Annotated in this window: 19 protein-coding genes and 1 other annotated feature; of the genes, 15 read left to right on the top strand and 4 right to left on the bottom strand. The window is 53.8% G+C overall.

Annotated features, from left to right (window positions below; genetic code table 11):
* Positions 1 to 120: 120 nt before the first annotated feature.
* On the bottom strand, positions 121 to 1,536 hold the full coding sequence (locus KTJ90_RS06780) for a glutamine synthetase family protein (protein WP_004571329.1): 1,416 nt from the start codon (positions 1,534 to 1,536) through the stop codon (positions 121 to 123).
* Between the two features lie 204 nt (positions 1,537 to 1,740).
* Here KTJ90_RS06780 and puuD point away from each other — a divergent pair, with 204 nt between their 5' ends.
* From puuD to KTJ90_RS06765, 3 genes are read left to right on the top strand one after another with little or no spacing between them, the layout of a single operon-like run.
* Positions 1,741 to 2,508, top strand: a complete 768-nt coding sequence (gene puuD / locus KTJ90_RS06775) for a gamma-glutamyl-gamma-aminobutyrate hydrolase (RefSeq protein ID WP_004571328.1) — start codon at positions 1,741 to 1,743, stop codon at positions 2,506 to 2,508.
* Positions 2,501 to 3,058, top strand: a complete 558-nt coding sequence (gene puuR / locus KTJ90_RS06770; protein WP_008926054.1) for an HTH-type transcriptional regulator PuuR — start codon at positions 2,501 to 2,503, stop codon at positions 3,056 to 3,058. Before puuD ends, puuR begins: the two co-directional genes overlap by 8 nt.
* A gap of 19 nt (positions 3,059 to 3,077) precedes the next feature.
* A complete protein-coding gene (locus tag KTJ90_RS06765) occupies positions 3,078 to 4,355 on the top strand; it encodes an NAD(P)/FAD-dependent oxidoreductase (RefSeq protein ID WP_499026047.1) in 1,278 nt (425 codons plus the stop codon).
* A 163-nt stretch (positions 4,356 to 4,518) separates the two neighbouring features.
* Here the strand turns inward: KTJ90_RS06765 and KTJ90_RS06760 are convergent, their stop codons facing one another.
* Positions 4,519 to 5,346 carry an SDR family oxidoreductase gene (locus tag KTJ90_RS06760; RefSeq protein WP_438476890.1) on the bottom strand — a complete coding sequence of 276 codons (828 nt, stop codon included), beginning with the start codon at positions 5,344 to 5,346 and terminating at the stop codon, positions 4,519 to 4,521.
* 179 nt (positions 5,347 to 5,525) lie between these two features.
* Between KTJ90_RS06760 and hisL the strand changes: the two genes are divergently transcribed.
* The 12 genes from hisL to KTJ90_RS06700 all read left to right on the top strand — a co-directional run bounded on the left by hisL (position 5,526) and on the right by KTJ90_RS06700 (position 15,603).
* Positions 5,526 to 5,573, top strand: a complete 48-nt coding sequence (hisL, locus tag KTJ90_RS06755) for a his operon leader peptide (protein ID WP_100396937.1) — start codon at positions 5,526 to 5,528, stop codon at positions 5,571 to 5,573.
* Positions 5,549 to 5,669, top strand: a sequence feature (His leader region). (Overlaps the previous gene by 25 nt.)
* A 45-nt stretch (positions 5,670 to 5,714) precedes the next feature.
* Complete coding sequence (gene hisG / locus KTJ90_RS06750) at positions 5,715 to 6,614, top strand: ATP phosphoribosyltransferase (RefSeq protein WP_004571317.1); 900 nt, start codon at positions 5,715 to 5,717, stop codon at positions 6,612 to 6,614.
* A gap of 3 nt (positions 6,615 to 6,617) precedes the next feature.
* The gene (gene hisD / locus KTJ90_RS06745) at positions 6,618 to 7,922 is read left to right on the top strand and encodes a histidinol dehydrogenase (protein WP_499026046.1); all 1,305 of its coding nucleotides are present in this window, start codon (positions 6,618 to 6,620) and stop codon (positions 7,920 to 7,922) included.
* Positions 7,919 to 8,995: a histidinol-phosphate transaminase gene (gene hisC, locus KTJ90_RS06740; RefSeq protein ID WP_078804557.1), complete on the top strand. Its 1,077-nt coding sequence runs from the start codon at positions 7,919 to 7,921 to the stop codon at positions 8,993 to 8,995. Before hisD ends, hisC begins: the two co-directional genes overlap by 4 nt.
* Entirely contained in the window at positions 8,992 to 10,059 is a 1,068-nt protein-coding gene (hisB, locus tag KTJ90_RS06735) for a bifunctional histidinol-phosphatase/imidazoleglycerol-phosphate dehydratase HisB (protein ID WP_078804558.1), read from the top strand. The genes hisC and hisB overlap by 4 nt, the downstream gene beginning before the upstream one ends.
* Positions 10,059 to 10,649 carry an imidazole glycerol phosphate synthase subunit HisH gene (gene hisH, locus KTJ90_RS06730; protein WP_004571312.1) on the top strand — a complete coding sequence of 197 codons (591 nt, stop codon included), beginning with the start codon at positions 10,059 to 10,061 and terminating at the stop codon, positions 10,647 to 10,649. The genes hisB and hisH overlap by 1 nt, the downstream gene beginning before the upstream one ends.
* Complete coding sequence (gene hisA / locus KTJ90_RS06725) at positions 10,649 to 11,386, top strand: 1-(5-phosphoribosyl)-5-[(5-phosphoribosylamino)methylideneamino]imidazole-4-carboxamide isomerase (protein WP_476158714.1); 738 nt, start codon at positions 10,649 to 10,651, stop codon at positions 11,384 to 11,386. The genes hisH and hisA overlap by 1 nt, the downstream gene beginning before the upstream one ends.
* Complete coding sequence (gene hisF / locus KTJ90_RS06720; RefSeq protein ID WP_004571310.1) at positions 11,368 to 12,144, top strand: imidazole glycerol phosphate synthase subunit HisF; 777 nt, start codon at positions 11,368 to 11,370, stop codon at positions 12,142 to 12,144. Before hisA ends, hisF begins: the two co-directional genes overlap by 19 nt.
* Positions 12,138 to 12,749: a bifunctional phosphoribosyl-AMP cyclohydrolase/phosphoribosyl-ATP diphosphatase HisIE gene (gene hisIE / locus KTJ90_RS06715; RefSeq protein ID WP_004571309.1), complete on the top strand. Its 612-nt coding sequence runs from the start codon at positions 12,138 to 12,140 to the stop codon at positions 12,747 to 12,749. The genes hisF and hisIE overlap by 7 nt, the downstream gene beginning before the upstream one ends.
* A 114-nt stretch (positions 12,750 to 12,863) precedes the next feature.
* Positions 12,864 to 13,340, top strand: a complete 477-nt coding sequence (locus tag KTJ90_RS06710; protein WP_004571308.1) for a YbaK/prolyl-tRNA synthetase associated domain-containing protein — start codon at positions 12,864 to 12,866, stop codon at positions 13,338 to 13,340.
* A gap of 66 nt (positions 13,341 to 13,406) precedes the next feature.
* Positions 13,407 to 14,198 (top strand): ABC transporter substrate-binding protein, encoded by a 792-nt coding sequence (locus KTJ90_RS06705; protein WP_499026045.1) that lies wholly within the window; start codon positions 13,407 to 13,409, stop codon positions 14,196 to 14,198.
* Positions 14,199 to 14,304: 106 nt separating this feature from the next.
* Complete coding sequence (locus tag KTJ90_RS06700; RefSeq protein WP_499026044.1) at positions 14,305 to 15,603, top strand: succinylglutamate desuccinylase/aspartoacylase family protein; 1,299 nt, start codon at positions 14,305 to 14,307, stop codon at positions 15,601 to 15,603.
* A 43-nt stretch (positions 15,604 to 15,646) separates the two neighbouring features.
* Here KTJ90_RS06700 and KTJ90_RS06695 read toward each other — a convergent pair whose 3' ends face one another.
* Together KTJ90_RS06695 and KTJ90_RS06690 are read right to left on the bottom strand one after the other, a co-directional pair.
* Positions 15,647 to 17,587 (bottom strand): hypothetical protein, encoded by a 1,941-nt coding sequence (locus KTJ90_RS06695; protein WP_499026043.1) that lies wholly within the window; start codon positions 17,585 to 17,587, stop codon positions 15,647 to 15,649.
* A 17-nt stretch (positions 17,588 to 17,604) separates the two neighbouring features.
* Positions 17,605 to 18,039 (bottom strand): GtrA family protein, encoded by a 435-nt coding sequence (locus tag KTJ90_RS06690; protein ID WP_312545284.1) that lies wholly within the window; start codon positions 18,037 to 18,039, stop codon positions 17,605 to 17,607.
* Positions 18,040 to 18,051 lie beyond the last annotated feature (12 nt).

Genomic DNA, 18,051 nt, shown 5'->3' with positions numbered 1-18,051 from the left:
AGCGTCGGTTATCATCTGATTTTGCAGGCCGCGTATTCTGCCCCAACCCGTGGCAGAAATACAAGCCATCGGGGCATCATATGCAAAAATAACGCACGGAATTGCTGGTAAACCGGCGTTTCAGGCGTTTTTCAGCATCCAGTCAATTTCCGTAGAGGTAATCAGCCGTTCAAACTGCATCAGTTCATAATTTTTGCAGCTGTGCCAGACACTGGCAAAACGTTCGCCCAGTAACTTCTGCAACGGATAACTGTTGTCAAATTCATACAGTGCATCGCTCTGACGAATCGGCAGTGCCAGCCCCTCGGCATGATGACCGTTGCCAGTGACCGGATGCGGCAACGGCAACTGAGTATCGAGTCCATGGAGCATCCCGGCCAGGATAGCCGACACCACCAGATAAGGGTTAGCATCGGCACCGGCCACGCGATACTCGATACGATGGTTATCAATATCGCCACAGGGAACGCGCAGCGCAACCGTCCGGTTGTTATGGCCCCATGAGGCCTGTAACGGCACATAGGCATCCGGAACAAAGCGGCGATAGGCATTCACGTTAGGTGCCAGCAGCGCCATTGACGCGGGCATCAGGTCGATCATGCCGGCCAGCGCGCGTTTCATCAGTGGCGAATCACTGCCGTCATCGCAGGCGAAAGCATTGTGATCGGCCGCATCCAGCATGCTGATATGCACATGCATGCCGCTGCCCGCATATTCCTCATACGGCTTGGCCATAAATGTTGCGGTCATACCGTGATTTTCCGCCACCTGACGAATCAGACGCTTGAGCTGCACCGCATGGTCGCAGGCGCGCAGCACGTCGCGCGTGTGGTGAAGGTTAATTTCAAACTGTCCGGGCGAGGCCTCCGCCAGTGCGCCGTCGGCCGGTATACCCTGCTGACGCGCCAGATCGTCAATGTCTCGAAGCACATCGGCGAAGTGATCGAGGTTATCTACCGAGTAGACCTGGCTCTGCATATTGCGTTCATCACTACCAGGCGAACACGGCGGCTGGATAAAGCCTTCTGCATCACGCTTTTTGTCCACCAGATAGAACTCCAGCTCTACCGCTACCACCGGAAACAGCCCTCGGTTACGCAGCTGTTGCCACAGCCGGTTAAGGACATTTCGGGGTTCAACGTCAAAGGGAGTGCCATCTTGGTTGCACATGGTTAACAACAGCTGCGCAATGTGTTGAGGGTCAGACGCGGAGGGAACTAACGTACCGGTGACGGGCAGACAGAGGTTATCAGGTTCGCCCAGTGACTGGCCGAGTCCCGCTTCTTCCACCGTGTTGCCGAGGATATCCATGGCAAACACCGAGGCGGGGAAATAACACCCTTTTTCCAGTTTAGACAGCGCAGAGACCGGAATGCGCTTGCCGCGGAACACACCATTTAGATCATTTAACAGGATGTCGACATACTGCGTTTCAGGATGGCGCTCCAGCCAGGTTTTCACCTCAAGCTGGAACGCGCTGGTTCGTTTCTCTTCACTGTGAAGCATGAAGTCTTCCACTTCTACCAGGTTAGTCATGATCTCACCCGCCCCTATTAGGTTTGCGTAATGCTCAAAATAACAGCCACACCACTAACATAGCGCCAACATAAAAAGTGTGCAAATGTAACAATTCTGTTTGAAGAACAAACAGCAGGTTGTTAGATTGAAAAAATATTGCACACTTAGTCACCAGACGTGCCTTTTCGGTAGATATTTCGAACAGCGATGCGAGGACGGGAGATGGGCATTATTTTTGACAAGCCGTTGATTGGCGTAGTGATGTGTCAGAAAGATTTGGGCGGCCATCTGACCCAGACGGTTCACAACAAATATATCGACGCGATTGTTCTTGCGGGCGGTGTGCCGCTGGCACTTCCCCACAGTCTGATGAATGCCCCTCATCTATTAGAAAACGCTATGGCTGTTCTGGATGGCCTGCTGCTAACCGGCAGCCCAAGTAATATCGAGCCCTGGCATTATGGCGAGCCGGGCGAAGAGCCCCATGCCGATCCGGGGCGGGACCATCTTGCCTTTCAGCTGATCACCTGGGCCACCAGCCATAAAATGCCGATATTCGGCATCTGCCGTGGCATGCAGGAGCTGGTGGTGGCGAATGGCGGCGCGCTGTGGAGAGAAGTGAGCGGGCAGCCGCCGTTTCAGCGTCATCATGAAGATGAGACGCTGCCACTGGATCAACAGTATGCACCGGCGCATCAGGTCACTATCGAACCGGATGGCGTGCTGGCAACATTACTCGACAGTGATAGCCCACTGAGGGTCAATTCACTGCATCATCAGGGCGTACGCGAACCGGGCCCGCAACTGCGCGTTGAAGCGCGCGCGCCGGATGGCCTGATTGAGGCCGTCAGTCTGCGTCATCATCCCTTCGCCCTGGCGGTACAGTGGCATCCCGAGTGGCAGCCAGAAAGCACGGCGGGATCGCAGGCGCTGTTCAGCGGCTTTATTCAGGCCGCCATTCGCTATCACAGGGGAAAAGCAGATGAGTGATGCCACGCTGGCACCAGGACGACGGCTGGCGCAGATTCGCCAGACGCTGGGGCTGTCGCAACGCCGGGTTGCCGAACAGGCCGGGCTGACTCACAGCGCCATCAGTACCATTGAGCAGGATAAAGTCAGCCCGGCAGTCAGCACGCTGCAGAAGCTGCTGAAGGTTTATGGGCTATCGCTGTCAGAATTCTTTTCGGAACCCAAACCGGACGCAGAACCCAAAGTGATTGTCCGTCCCGGCGACCTGGTGGAGATTGGCAGCCAGGGTGTTTCGCTGAAGCTGATCGACAACGGTGGTGCGCAGCGCTCGCTGGGCATGCTGCTGGAAACGTATCAACCCGGCGCCAGTACCGGCGAGAAGCTGCGTCATCCGGGCGAGGAAACCGGCACGCTGCTGGAAGGCGAAATTACGCTGGTGATTAACGGACAAGCGTTTCATCTCTCCGCCGGAGAGAGCTACGTGATTGATACCGGCTTACCGCACAGCTTTACCAACAGTGCAGACTTCCCATGCCGCATTGTCAGTGCCCACACGCCAGCAAATTTCTAGGCGCATTCCGGAGGTTGTTATGAATTATGTGGAGAGTTATTACGCTGCGACCGCCAATACGCATGCGCCCTGGCCGACGCTGCAGGAGAGCATTCAGTGTGACGTCTGCATTATTGGCGGTGGTTTCACGGGTCTTTCGGCGGCGCTGCATCTGAGCGAGGTGGGTTACGACGTGGTCGTGCTGGAAGCAGCACGGGTCGGCTTTGGTGCCAGCGGTCGTAACGGCGGTCAGGTGGTGAACTCCTACAGCCGCGACGTGGATGTGATTGAACAGCGCTACGGCAAAGAGAGCGCCCGCATGCTGGGCGGCATGATGTTTGAAGGCGCTGAGATTATCCGCGACCGCATTAAGCGGTATGCAATTGAGTGTGACTACCGTCCTGGCGGCATCTTTGCGGCCCTGAATGCGCGCCAGATGGCGCATCTGCAGAAACAGAAAGCGTTATGGCAGCAGTATGGCAATTACGATCTGGAGCTGCTGGACGAACGCGCCATTCGCCGCGAAGTCGCCACCGAACGCTACGTCGGCGGACTGCTGGATCGGCGTGGCGGTCATCTGCATCCGCTGAACCTGGCACTGGGTGAAGCAGAAGCCATCCGGCGACATGGCGGGCGCATCTATGAACAGTCCGCGGCAACCAATGTGGTTTACGGCACACCTAATCGGGTGAAAACGGCTCAGGGCGAGGTGAGCGCAACGTTTGTGATCTTCGCCGGTAACGCCTATCTGTCACCGCAACTGGAGCCGCGCCTGAGCAGGAAAAGCATGCCGTGTGGATCGCAGATTGTCGCGACCGAGCCGCTGACACCCGACCAGGCGTTATCGCTGATGCCGAACAACTACTGTGTGGAAGATTGTAACTACCTGCTGGATTACTTCCGACTGACCGCAGATAACCGGCTGCTTTATGGCGGCGGTGTGGTTTATGGCGCACGTGAACCGGCGGATATCGAAGCGTTAATACGACCCAAACTGGCACGCACGTTCCCGCAGTTGCAGAATGTGAAGCTGGACTTCAGCTGGAGCGGCAATTTCCTGCTGACGCTGTCGCGCATGCCGCAGTTTGGCCGGCTGGAGAACAATGTCTATTTCATGCAGGGTGACAGCGGTCATGGTGTGACCAGCACGCATCTCTCCGGCAAGCTAATCAGCGAAGTGTTACGCGGCGACGCCGAACGGTTCGATGCTTTTGCCCGTCTGCCTCACCTGCCCTTCCCCGGCGGACGGCGGTTTAAAGTGCCGCTGACGGCGATGGGCGCAGTGTGGTACGCGCTGAGGGACCGGCTGGGAGTATGAGGTTAAGGGCCAGACTTTGCTGTCTGGCCTGCTTATTACCGGCCTGCTTGCGAGCACAATCTGCCCTGTTCTTGAACCCCTTAAGTATGTTGTAACTATATAGCACGGGCACTCATGCCATTCAGCGGGGGCATCCTGCCCCCACAATATCGTCATCAACGTATCACTCCAGTGGCATCTTCACAGGATCGTCATAGCGGTACTCAAAACCGAGTTCGCTACAGATTCGCGAACCATCAATCAGCTTGCCACTGTCTTTGACGGCTTCTGGCGCGAACTGCGGCGGCTGCAGACCCAGCTGACGCGTAACCGCAGGATAGAAGGTGTCACGCGTCGGGTGTTTCGGCGCACTAAGGTTATAAACCCGGCCCCCTTTCGGTGACTGCAGCAGCAGCGTAATCGCCTCGACCACATCATCCAGATGCACCAGATTCACGCCCTGCGAACCATTCGCCACATCCTGCTTACCCGCCAGGAAGCGACCTGGATGGCGTTTTGGCCCGACCAGACCGGAAAGGCGCAGAATATCCACGCTGGTCCCAGGCAGATCGTGCAGCCAGCTTTCCAGTTTCACCAGCGTCTTTCCGGCTACCGTTTCTGCAGCCAGCGGACTGTTTTCCCGCTTAACACCTGAGCTGCCGCCATAAACTGACGTTGAGCTGGTAAAGATGATGCGCGGCACTTTGTAAACCAGCGCGGTATCGACCACATTCTGCACCGCCTGCAGATAGGCCTCGCCACCTTCTGCGGTGCGGCTGGCGGGCAGCGTAACGATCACTGCATCAACGTTGAACAGCGGCTCGATATCGGCGGCATCACAGAGCAGTTCCGGCGTCAGTTCCAGCTGGAACGCCTCAATGCCGCAGCGACGTGCGGCTTCAACACCGTCTGGCGTGGTTTTGCTGCCGGTAACCTGCCAGCCTCGCGCGGTTAACGCCGTGGCCAGCGGCATGCCCAACCAGCCCAGTCCCACAATCGCGACCTTCTTCATTTTGACTCCTGACGTGAAACATCAACCCCGACTTCACCGTAGTTTGCCCCCGGATTGCAAACCAGAACAACCTGTTTCAGTGCTTTCCGAATCGCCTGTTTAAAAAAGTGTTGCCAAGCGCAGCCATCTTCGTTAGGTTAAACCCCACAAATGAATACTCATTCATCGACGAGATTATTATGACACGCGTTCAGTTCAACCATCATCATCACCATCATCCTGACTAGTCTTTCAGGCGATTGGTGCTGGAAGACTTTCAAGATCTTCCAGTGGTGTGAACGCAAGAGAACCCCCGGAAGATCGTCTTCCGGGGGTTTTTTTATGGGCTGACGTAACCACACATTCAGGACAGGAAAAGGACAGGAACCATGTTAGATAACACCCGTTTACGCATAGCTATGCAGAAATCTGGCCGTTTAAGTGATGATTCACGCGAACTGCTGGCGCGCTGCGGCGTTAAAATCAACCTTCAGCAACAGCGCCTGATTGCGTTTGCGGAGAACATGCCAATCGACATCCTGCGTGTGCGCGATGACGATATCCCTGGCCTGGTGATGGATGGCGTGGTCGATTTAGGCATCATCGGTGAGAACGTCCTGGAAGAAGAACTGCTCTCACGTCGTGCTCAGGGTGAAGATCCGCGCTATTTCACGCTGCGCCGCCTGGATTTCGGCGGCTGCCGCCTGTCACTGGCGATGGCGACTGACGCCGAGTACACCGGTCCGGAATGCCTTGATAAGTCCCGTATCGCCACCTCTTATCCTCACCTGCTCAAACAATACCTCGACAAAAAAGGCGTCAGCTTCAAAACCTGTTTACTGAACGGTTCCGTGGAAGTGGCGACCCGTGCGGGTCTGGCGGATGCCATCTGCGATCTGGTCTCCACCGGTGCAACCCTGGAAGCCAACGGCCTGCGCGAAGTTGAAGTCATCTATCGTTCCAAAGCCGTATTAATTCAGCGTGACGGCGAGATGCCTGCCGCCAAGCAGGAGTTGATCGACAAAATGATGACCCGTATTCAGGGCGTGATTAAAGCGCGTGAATCGAAGTACATCATGCTGCACGCGCCGAGTGAGCGTCTGGAAGAAGTGATTAGCCTGCTGCCTGGCGCAGAGCGTCCGACCGTTCTGCCACTGGCAGGTGATGTCAGCCGCGTAGCGATGCACATGGTCAGCAGCGAAACCCTGTTCTGGGAAACGATGGAAAAACTGAAAGCACTGGGTGCCAGTTCCATTCTGGTGCTGCCTATTGAGAAGATGATGGAGTAAGCCATGGCCTTTTCTACCCCGATTGAGTGGCAGCAGTGCACCCCCGAACAGCAGCAGGCGCTGCTGTTACGTCCCGCCATCGCCGCCTCTGAAAACGTCACGCTGACGGTGCGCAACGTGCTGGAGCATGTAAAGCTGAACGGTGATGACGCTCTGCGTGAGTTCAGCGCCCGCTTTGATAAAGCGCAGGTGGAAAACCTGCGCGTGACGCCGCAGCAGATAGCAGAAGCCAGCGCCCGTTTAAGTGACGAACTGAAGCAGGCGATGGCCGTCGCGGTGGGGAATATCGAAACCTTCCACAACGCGCAGATTCTGCCGCCGGTGGATGTTGAAACACAGCCTGGCGTACGCTGCCAGCAGATCACCCGGCCGGTGAAATCGGTCGGGCTCTATATTCCTGGTGGTTCCGCCCCGCTCTTCTCTACCGTGCTGATGCTGGCGACACCTGCCCGTATCGCCGGTTGTGGCCGCGTAGTGCTCTGTTCGCCGCCGCCGATTGCCGATGAGATTCTTTATGCCGCGCAGTTGTGTGGCGTAGAAGAGGTGTTCCAGGTGGGTGGCGCGCAGGCTATCGCCGCGCTGGCCTTCGGTACGGAAACCGTGCCACGCGTCGACAAGATTTTTGGCCCAGGTAATGCCTGGGTGACAGAAGCAAAACGTCAGGTGAGTCAGCGTCTTGATGGCGCAGCGATTGATATGCCAGCCGGGCCTTCAGAAGTGCTGGTGATTGCTGATGAAGGTGCCACCCCCGCGTTTGTTGCGTCTGATCTGCTCTCACAGGCCGAACATGGTCCTGACTCGCAGGTGATTCTGCTGACGCCGTCACTTAAGCTGGCCGAAGCGGTCGCGGTCGCCGTTGAGCAGCAGCTGGCGCAGTTGCCGCGTGCGGCCACGGCGCGTCAGGCGCTGGAAAGCAGCCGCCTGATCGTGGCGCGCGACCTTGAGCAATGCGTTGAGATTTCCAATCTTTACGGCCCGGAGCACCTGATTCTGCAGACCCGCCAGCCGCGCGATCTGGTGGAGTCCATCACCAGCGCCGGTTCGGTATTTTTAGGCGACTGGTCACCGGAGTCCGCAGGCGATTACGCCTCAGGCACCAATCACGTGTTACCGACCTACGGTTATACTTCGACCTGTTCCAGCCTGGGCCTGGCTGATTTTCAGAAACGCATGACGGTGCAGGAGCTGACGCCACAGGGCTTCCTGAATCTGGCCGCGACCATTGAAACCCTGGCCGCCGCAGAGCAGCTGGATGCCCACAAAAATGCCGTCACCCTGCGCGTTGCCGCACTAAAGGAGCAAGCATGAGTCAGGATATTGAGCAGCTGGCGCGCGCCAATGTACGCGCTCTCACGCCTTATATGTCGGCGCGTCGTCTGGGTGGCAATGGCGATGTCTGGCTTAACGCCAACGAGTTTCCGTTGCCGGTGCCGTTTGAACTGTCACAGCAGACACTGAACCGCTATCCCGAGTGTCAGCCGAAAATCGTGATTGAGCGCTATGCGGCTTACGCAGGTTTAACGCCGGAGCAGGTGCTGGTGAGCCGTGGGGCGGATGAAGCGATTGAACTGATCATGCGCGCTTTTTGTGAGCCGGGGCAGGATGCGATTCTGTTCTGTCCACCGACTTATGGCATGTACAGCGTCAGCGCCGAAACCATCGGCATTGAATATCGTACTGCGCCGGCGCTCAGCGACTGGCAGCTGAATCTGCCTGCTATCGCGGAACAGCTGGACGGCGTGAAAGTCGTTTATCTTTGCAGCCCGAACAACCCGACCGGCAACCTGATTAATCAGGAGGATATCCGTCAATTGCTGACGATGACCGCCGGTAAAGCGCTGGTGGTGGCCGATGAAGCCTATATTGAATTTTGTCCTCAGGCGACGCTGACTGGCTGGCTGAAAGATTATCCGCATCTGGTGATCCTGCGTACCCTCTCGAAAGCCTTTGCGCTGGCTGGCCTGCGTTGCGGCTTTGCGCTGGCCAATAAGCCCGTTATCGACCTGCTGATGAAAGTGATTGCGCCCTACCCGCTGGCGACCCCTGTGGCCGATGTGGCCGGTCAGGCATTGAGTGAACAGGGTATTGCGCTGATGCGTGAACATGTTGCGGAGCTGAATGCAAACCGCAGCTGGCTTCTGGCCGAACTGCCTCAGCTGGCCTGCGTTGAGCAGGTTTTCCCCAGCGAGACTAACTATGTTCTGGCGCGCTTTACCGATTCACCAAAAGTCTTCAAAACCTTATGGGATCAGGGCATTATCCTGCGTGATCAGAACAAAAATCCGGGCCTGTCGGGATGTCTGCGCATCTCCATCGGCACGCGTGAAGAGTGCGCACGAGTGATCGCCGCGCTGCAAGCCTTTTCTGTGGAGCAAGCATGAGCCAGAAGACCCTTTTTATTGACCGCGACGGTACATTAATCTCTGAGCCGCCTGAAGATTATCAGGTGGACCGACTGGATAAGCTGGCGTTTGAGCCAGACGTTATCCCGGCGCTGCTGGCGCTGCAGGCCGCCGGTTATCGCCTGGTGATGATCACCAACCAGGATGGTCTTGGCACCGCCCGTTTTCCGCAGGCCGATTTCGACGGTCCGCACAATCTGATGATGCAGGTTCTCACGTCGCAGGGCATTGCGTTTGACGATGTACTGATCTGTCCACACATGCCGGACGACCACTGCGACTGCCGCAAGCCTAAAACCAAAATGGTGGAAGCCTGGCTGACAGAGGGCGCGCTGGATACAGCCAACAGTTACGTGATTGGCGATCGCCTGACCGATGTTCAGCTGGCGGAGAACATGGGTATTCAGCCTATCCGTTACGGCGCTGACGGCGAGAACTGGCAGACCATCCAGCAGCGTCTGACCCAGCGAGATCGCCATGCGCTGGTGCAGCGCAACACCAAAGAGACGCAGGTGCGGGTTGAACTGTGGCTGGACCGCGAAGGCGGCAGCAAAATTAATACTGGCGTGGGTTTCTTTGACCACATGCTGGATCAGATTGCGGTGCACGGCGGATTCCGCATGCATATTGAAGTGAAAGGCGATCTCTACATCGACGATCACCACACAGTGGAAGATACCGGTCTGGCACTCGGCGAAGCGCTGCTGAAAGCGCTGGGCGATAAACGCGGCATTGGCCGTTTTGGCTTTGTGCTGCCGATGGATGAATGTCTGGCGCGCTGTGCGCTGGATATCTCCGGCCGACCGCACATCGAGTTCAAAGCAGAGTTCAACTATCAGCGCGTGGGCGATCTCAGCACCGAGATGGTCGAGCATTTCTTCAGCTCGCTCTCCTACGCCATGATGAGCACGCTGCATCTGAAAACCAAAGGCAAGAACGACCATCACCGGGTCGAGAGCCTGTTTAAAGCCTTTGGTCGTACGTTGCGCCAGGCGATCCGCGTTGAGGGCAATACGCTGCCAAGCTCGAAGGGAGTGCTGTGATGAACGTGGTGATCATGGATACCGGTTGCGCCAACCTCTCGTCGGTAAAGTGGGCGATTGAACGTCTGGGTTACACCCCGGACGTCAGCCGCGATCCCGATGTGGTGCTGCGCGCCGACAAACTCTTTCTGCCCGGCGTCGGCACCGCACAGGCTGCAATGAATCAGCTGCAGGAGCGTGACCTGATCGATCTGGTGAAAGCCTGTACCCAGCCGGTGCTGGGGATCTGTCTGGGTATGCAGCTGCTGGGACGCGGCAGCGATGAAAATGGCGGCGTGCCGACCCTGGGTATTATTGATGAGCCAGTGTCCCTGATGGACACCCACGGCCTGCCGTTACCGCACATGGGCTGGAACCAGATTACCGCGCAGGCGGGCAATCATCTGTTCCGTGGCATCGACGAAGGATGCTACTTCTACTTCGTCCACAGCTACGCCATGCCCGTTAACGCCAGCACCATCGCCCAGTGTCACTACGGTGAAGCCTTCACTGCCGCGGTGCAGAAAGATAACTTCTTCGGCGTCCAGTTCCATCCGGAACGCTCGGGCAAAGCGGGCGCGCAGCTGCTGAAAAACTTCCTGGAGATGTAATGATTATCCCCGCGTTAGATTTAATTGACGGAAAAGTGGTTCGTCTGCATCAGGGCGATTATGGTCAGCAGCGCGATTACGGCAGCGATCCGCTGCCCCGTCTGCAGGATTACGTAAGCCAGGGCGCGACCGTGCTGCATCTGGTGGATTTAACCGGCGCGAAAGATCCGGCGAAACGCCAGATTGCGCTGCTGAAAACTCTGCTCAACGGTGTTGATGTCACGGTGCAGGTCGGTGGCGGCATTCGCTGCCGGGACGATGTTCACGCGCTGCTGGAAGCCGGAGCCAGTCGTGTGGTGGTCGGTTCCACCGCGGTGAAACAGCCTGAAGAGGTAAAGCGCTGGTTTGCGGAGTTTGGCGCAGAGGCGATTGTGCTCGCGTTAGACGTGCGCATTGATGCCAGTAACCGCAAAGAAGTCGCAATCAGTGGCTGGCAGGAAGCGGCAGGCGTGACGCTGGAGGAGGTCATTACCGATTTTCAGCAGGTGGGTCTGAAGCACGTGCTGTGCACCGATATCTCCCGCGACGGTACCCTGAGCGGCTCCAACGTTGCGCTCTATCAGGAAGTCACAGCGCGCTTCCCGACGATTGCTTTCCAGTCTTCGGGTGGCATTGGCGACCTCAATGATATCGCCGCCCTGCGCGGTAGCGGTGTTCAGGGCGTAATTGTCGGACGTGCGCTGCTGGAAGATAAATTCACTGTTTCGGAGGCGATTGCATGCTGGCAAAACGGATAATTCCCTGCCTGGACGTACGTGACGGCCAGGTGGTCAAAGGCGTACAGTTTCGCAATCACGAGATCATCGGTGACATCGTGCCGCTGGCGCAGCGCTACGCCGCTGAAGGTGCCGATGAACTGGTGTTCTATGACATCACCGCCTCATCTGATGGCCGCGTCGTCGACAAAAGCTGGGTGTCGCGCGTGGCTGAGGTGATTGATATTCCGTTCTGCGTAGCAGGCGGGATTAAAACCCCGGAAGACGCGGCGCGCATTCTGGAGTTTGGTGCGGATAAGATTTCGATTAACTCACCAGCGCTGGCTGATCCTTCGCTGATCACCCGCCTCGCTGACCGTTTCGGTGTTCAGTGTATTGTGGTCGGCATTGATACCTGGTTTGATGAAGCCAGCGGTAAGTATCAGGTGAATCAGTACACCGGTGACGAGGCGCGTACCCGCGTGACACAGTGGGAAACACTGGAGTGGGTGCAGGAAGTCCAGAAACTGGGGGCAGGCGAAATCGTGCTGAACATGATGAACCAGGATGGCGTGCGTAACGGCTATGACCTGGTGCAGCTTAAGAAAATGCGTGAAGTCTGCAACGTGCCCCTGATTGCCTCTGGCGGTGCAGGCACGATGCAGCACTTCCTCGACGCGTTTACTGAGGCGAATGTGGATGGTGCTTTAGCGGCCTCGGTATTCCATAAGCAGATTATTAATATTGGTGAGCTGAAAAGCTTCCTGATCGACAACGGAGTGGAGATTCGCGCGTGCTAACCGAACAACAACTGTCCCAGCTCGACTGGGACAAAACGCAGGGCATGATGCCGGTCATCGTTCAGCATAACGTCTCAGGCGAAGTGCTGATGCACGGCTACATGAACCCAGAGGCGCTGGAAAAAACGCTGGCAGAAGGCAATGTCACCTTTTTCTCCCGCACCAAAAACCGGTTGTGGACCAAAGGCGAAACCTCCGGCCATTTTCTGCAGGTCGTAAGCATTACACCTGACTGCGACAACGACACGCTGCTGGTGCTGGCGAACCCGATTGGCCCGACCTGCCATCTGGGCACCACCAGCTGCTTCTCGCCGGCTGTGCCTGAGTGGACTTTTCTCTATCAGCTGGAAGAACTGCTGGCGTCTCGCAAAACGGCCGATCCTGAAAGCTCCTACACTGCCCGGCTTTACGCCAGCGGCACCAAGCGCATTGCGCAGAAAGTGGGCGAAGAAGGGGTTGAGACCGCGCTGGCGGCCACCGTCAACGATCGGGATGAGCTGACCAATGAAGCGTCTGACCTGGTCTATCACCTGATGGTGTTGTTACAGGATCAGGATCTGGACTTCAGCGCCGTGATCAACAACCTGCGCGCCCGCCATAAATAATTGTGCAATATCCTGCTCAGAATTTTGCTTTTATGGGGATTCTGAGCAGAATCCTTCTCAATCCTCACCCCCATCCCGCACAATAATGGCGACTCAAACCTCGGGGAGAGAGCCGTGACGACCCATGAAAAATTAATCGCCCTGCTCGACCAGCATCAGGCTCGCTATCGTCTGATGGAACATGAAGCAACAGGCAAATGTGAAGCCGTTGCGGCGATACGCGGCACCGAAATCGGCCAGGGCGCGAAAGCGCTGGTCTGTCATGTGAAAGGCAATGGCGTGAAACAGCACGTGCTGGCGGTGTTACCGGCTGATCAGCAGGCCGACCTGAGTAAAGTCGCAGCGGCGGTCGGTGGACGGCGCGCCTCACTCGCCAGCCCGACAGAGACCGAACTGCTGACCGGTTGTGTATTCGGGGCTATCCCGCCGTTCAGCTTTCATCCTGACCTCAGACTGGTCGTTGACCCCACGCTGTTTGAACGTTATCCGGAGATCGCGTTTAACGCCGGTCTGCTGGAGCGCTCAGTGATCCTGAACACCGAAGATTACCGGTCGCTGTGCGCGGCTGACGTGGTGAAGATAACGCAGTAATTGCCATCCCGGCAGCCCGGCGATACTCTGCATAAACATTCATCACGACAGAATAAGAGCAAAATCATGAACATTTTCACTCAACGCCTGCGTCAGACGCTGGCAGTGGCGGTTATGGCTGGTTGTGCGTTTGGCGCGCAGGCGAAAATCGAACAGGTGCGTTTCGCGGTCGACCCGACCTATCCACCGTTTGAATCGAAAACACCACAGGGCAAGCTGGTCGGCTTTGATATTGATCTGGGCAATGCGCTCTGTACCCAGATGCAGGCGAAATGCGTCTGGGTTGAAAGCCAGTTTGACGGCATGATCCCGGCGCTGAAAGCGCGTAAATTCGATGCCATTCTCTCTGACATGGGCATTACCGAAGAGCGCCTTAAACAGATCGATTTCACCGTGCCGCTCTATGACACCCACACCCAGCTAATCGCCCGTAAGGGTTCTGGCATACTGCCAACGGTTGAATCCCTGAAAGGGAAAACAGTCGGCGTGGAACAGGGAACGGTACAGGAGCGCTATGCGCTGGCGAAATGGCAGCCGCATGGTGTGACCTTAGTGCCTTATGGCGATCAGGCCCAGGTTGAAAGCGATCTGGTATCAGGCCGGCTGGATGCGGTATTTACTGATGCGGCACAGGCGGCCATTGGCTTCCTTAAGCATCCGCAGGGTAAAGACTTTGAGCTGGCTGGCCCGATTATTCAGGATCCGATTATCGGCCCCGGCACGGCAATCGGCCTGCGCAAAGGCGATGCGGAGCTGAAAACGGCGCTGGATAATGCCTTTGCCGAAATCAAAAAGAACGGCACGTTTGACCAGATTCAGAAGCGCTATTTCGCTACGGATATCTCTATCCAGCAGTAACCTCGCGGTCGCCCTTTTTCGTCCTCACCGCGATCCGGCACTATACTTTAACTTTTTCAGGACGGCGCGCTGTCGTCCTTTGCCGATTAAAGGACATTAACACGGTATGCATCAACAACATCATCCACTGTTAAGCGCCTCTTTAGGCACCCAGCGTGAAATCATCAGTTTTCATTTTGCTCCGGACCACGAGCGTCAGGTCTATATCCAGGCTGCGCTGCATGGCGATGAACTGCCCGGTATGGCGGTGGCATGGTTTCTGAAACAAAGACTGCAGTCGCTGGAGTCCGCCGGACAGCTCAAAGCCGCGTTTACCCTGGTGCCGGTTGCTAATCCCCTGGCGCTGGGACAGCACTGGCACGGCACCCATCTGGGTCGTTTCCATACGCTCTCTGGTCAGGACTTTAATCGCCGTTTTCCGTCACTGGGTACCACGCTGGCGGCCGGACTGGCGGATAGCCTGACGCAGAGTGAATCGCAGAACCGAAGCCTGATTCGCGACGCGATCGATCGTCACTATCGCGATACCGTGCCAAAAACGGAGCTGGATGCGCAGCGTTATACGCTGATGCGAATGGCCAGCCAGGCGGATCTAATGATTGACCTGCACTGTGACTGGGAAGCCGTGCCGCATCTCTACACCACGCCGCATGCCTGGCCGGACATTGAGCCGCTGGCGCGATGGTTAGGCAGTGAAGTGCAGCTGCTGGCGCAGATCTCTGGCGGTGAACCGTTTGATGAAGCCTGCTGCGAACCCTGGCTGACGCTGGCAGAACGCTTTGGCAAAGATTATCCCATGCCACGGGGATTGCTGCCGGTGACGCTGGAGTTACGAGGCGTGCGTGATGTGTCGCCTGAACAGGCGGAGAAAGATGCGGATGCGATTATTTCGGCACTGCAGGAAGGCGGTTATATCGGCTACAGCGAGCCCTCAATTTCCGTGGAAGTGGCTGCACCTGTAATCGGTGGCGATGAACTGGTTCCGGCAAGCGCGGGCGGTGACGATATCGTGGCAATCAATGACGGACCGATTGGTTTAAACGTACCTGACGTTGCTGAAGCGCCGGGAGAGACAGGTGTGATTAAAGAGCGTCACAGCGAGGGATCAGCGGCGGCCTCACCTGCCCTGAAAAATCCCCCTACGCCGTTAGCAGGTTGCGAATATATTCATTCGCCGGTGTCAGGTCTGATTCTGCATCGTAAACCGCTGGGCGCACAGATTCGGCCAGGAGAAGTGGTCGCTGAGATTGTCGATCCGATTACTGACCATATCACGCCACTGGTGGCAGAGCATGGCGGTATCCTTTATGCAAGGCACTGGGTGAGGTTTGCGACGGCAGGCATGCTGGTGGTGCGGCTGGCGGGTGAGAAGGAGATTCGGAGCGGGAATTTGCTGGTGGGGTAATGAATATATGCCTGTTGCATATCTGCAACAGGCATGATGACCCTCATTTTTTTATATTATAGACCGCTGGTGTAAAGCCAAAATCGTGAAACCAAGCATAGTTTTCTTCAACGAGAGACAAGCTGAGAACTGCTGCATTACTATCTCGATAAGGTATTTCAATTTTAAAGCTGGAACTCATACCGTCCATTAAAAAAGTTTCAGGTGGTAACTCGACACGAGTTGTCCACTGTTTGGCATTATCCAACGCAGTAGGCATTGAGTATTGCCATGAAAGACGCAACGGATGAGCTGGGGAACCCGTGAAAAGAGGCCATGAAGAATTATTAGTTAATGTTAAATTCAACGTTGCCACTCCATTACTTGAATCCATAGAGTTTATTTTTAAACTGACATTTTTCATTTGCTCTATAGGGAAATAATGAATATCAGGATTACAACTTGTAACCCCCTTTTCCTTACTATTATCCTTTGCTTTTAACAACCAAATTTCCCTTTCACCCATTAAATTAGCATAGCCAGCGGGATAGATACCGTAAGTTTGAGCGATTCGGTCACAAGACTTTCTGAAAAAATCAAAATCGTCAATAAAAACCTGATCACGACCATTCATTTTTACAAGCTTAACCAATTTATCCTGAACGTCTGGTGAGGAATGTAATAACTTAGAACCTGCACGTCCTTGATAATAGTCTAATGTCCCATTTGAAAAGTAGGTCCAGACAATTACTTTTTTATCAATCCATTTTGGTAAAAAAGTGAAAGGAGCAAAAGGCTTCACCTGAAATAGCAGATATCCTGTTAGAGCAGCCATTATGAGCATGGGAGTGATAAATGCCTTGAGTGCACCTCTACACATTACCTGAACAGCAAGTGTAACTACTATCATAAATGATACAGGAACAGGGTAATAGTTATTATGAATTGCATGTACCGAGAAAAACGCAATATTTACCAAAAACATTGCGAAAGAAATAATAGTTAGGATAAAGAGTGGCTTATCGGATTTACTACGAGATATATAAAAACTGCAAACAATAACCACCAGGCTCAAAAGTAAGGCTACAGAGCTGTAAGGGTCGGATAGGTAAAAACCAATCGCTTCAGGGATTTTATCAAAGCTTATTTTTAAATCATGAGAGTCGTACGTTGAGGTAAGTAATCCTCCAGTATTAGTCCATGAATAAAAAGAATAAGGCATCACCCCTGCGACAAAAAAGCCTAAAGACCATACTCCTCCCTCAAAAATAAACTTCTTTACGTTCAATTTTATAAGGTGTTCAGAAAAAACCATAAAAAATGTCATAACCCCTATAAATATATTCGGCACCCTGACATTAAATAACAAACCACAGACTAAAGAAGATAAAACTATTAACACCCACTTATAAGAAGTTCTGGCAATCAATCTATTGTTTATGAAACATAAAAGTGGAATTAATAGAATGGTGAATACAACAGACTGGCTAGCATAACTTCTAGCGTTATTTATATAAAAAAAGAAAGCAAAGGAAGAAATTACCAATAATAAAATATTAAATAAACTAACATCCATATTTTTTATAGCAATCAATAACACCATGCAAACGAAAAAGGTACCAATGATTAAAATAAATGGCTGTGCTTTGCTTTCAGGAAAGAGAGACATAATCATACCAGTCCCAGCTGGATACTGGTTTATAACGTTATCAGAACTAGAGATATAATGATGGCAGTCAGGTGCAATCGAGTCACCCCACTCACTTGAATCCATATCTGATTTTTTGGCCACATCAATCAGAAATTTGATTTGCTCCTGTTTGACTGCAGAGTCAAAGCCAGCTATAAATCCTTTTTCACGAAAAAGTTGAGCCTGCCGCAAATACCCATAGTTATCACAGCCAAATGCTACAACATCTCTTTGGGTTTGATTTGTAAAAAAAGCGCCAACAATAATGCCAATAACCAAAGTTATTTTTATAAAAAAAACACAGCTTGATCTCATCACCTTACCCTAATTAATTATTTATATATCAAAATTTTCGAATTTATAAAATTAAAAAACATTCCTGAGACACTTCCTACTGCAACCGCTATGAAAGGGTGGCCTTCTATGAATGAAGACATATTAAAAACCAGATAAAAGGCCAGATAATTTATAATACCACCCAAAACTGCAACCGCTGAATACTTCATAAATTCAACATGTAAAGTGAATTTTTTTTCTTTATTTTTAAATGTGAAATTACGGTTAACGACCCATGTAAACATAACTGCAAAAATAAAAGAAAGAATCTTAGCGAAATAAATTCCTATAAACCCCTTGAATAGATAAAAAAAGCTTAAATCCACTAAAAAACCGAAAGAACCAACAATACCAAACTTTATGAAGCCGTAAAACTGATCATTTAATATGTATTTTTTTTGCATATCAACATTAACTACCTCATAGCTCATTATATCCTGGTG

It is taken from the genome of Pantoea jilinensis (assembly GCF_019104105.1).
GTDB lineage: Bacteria > Pseudomonadota > Gammaproteobacteria > Enterobacterales > Enterobacteriaceae > Pantoea > Pantoea eucalypti.
This window is presented reverse-complemented; position numbering and strand designations above follow the sequence as displayed.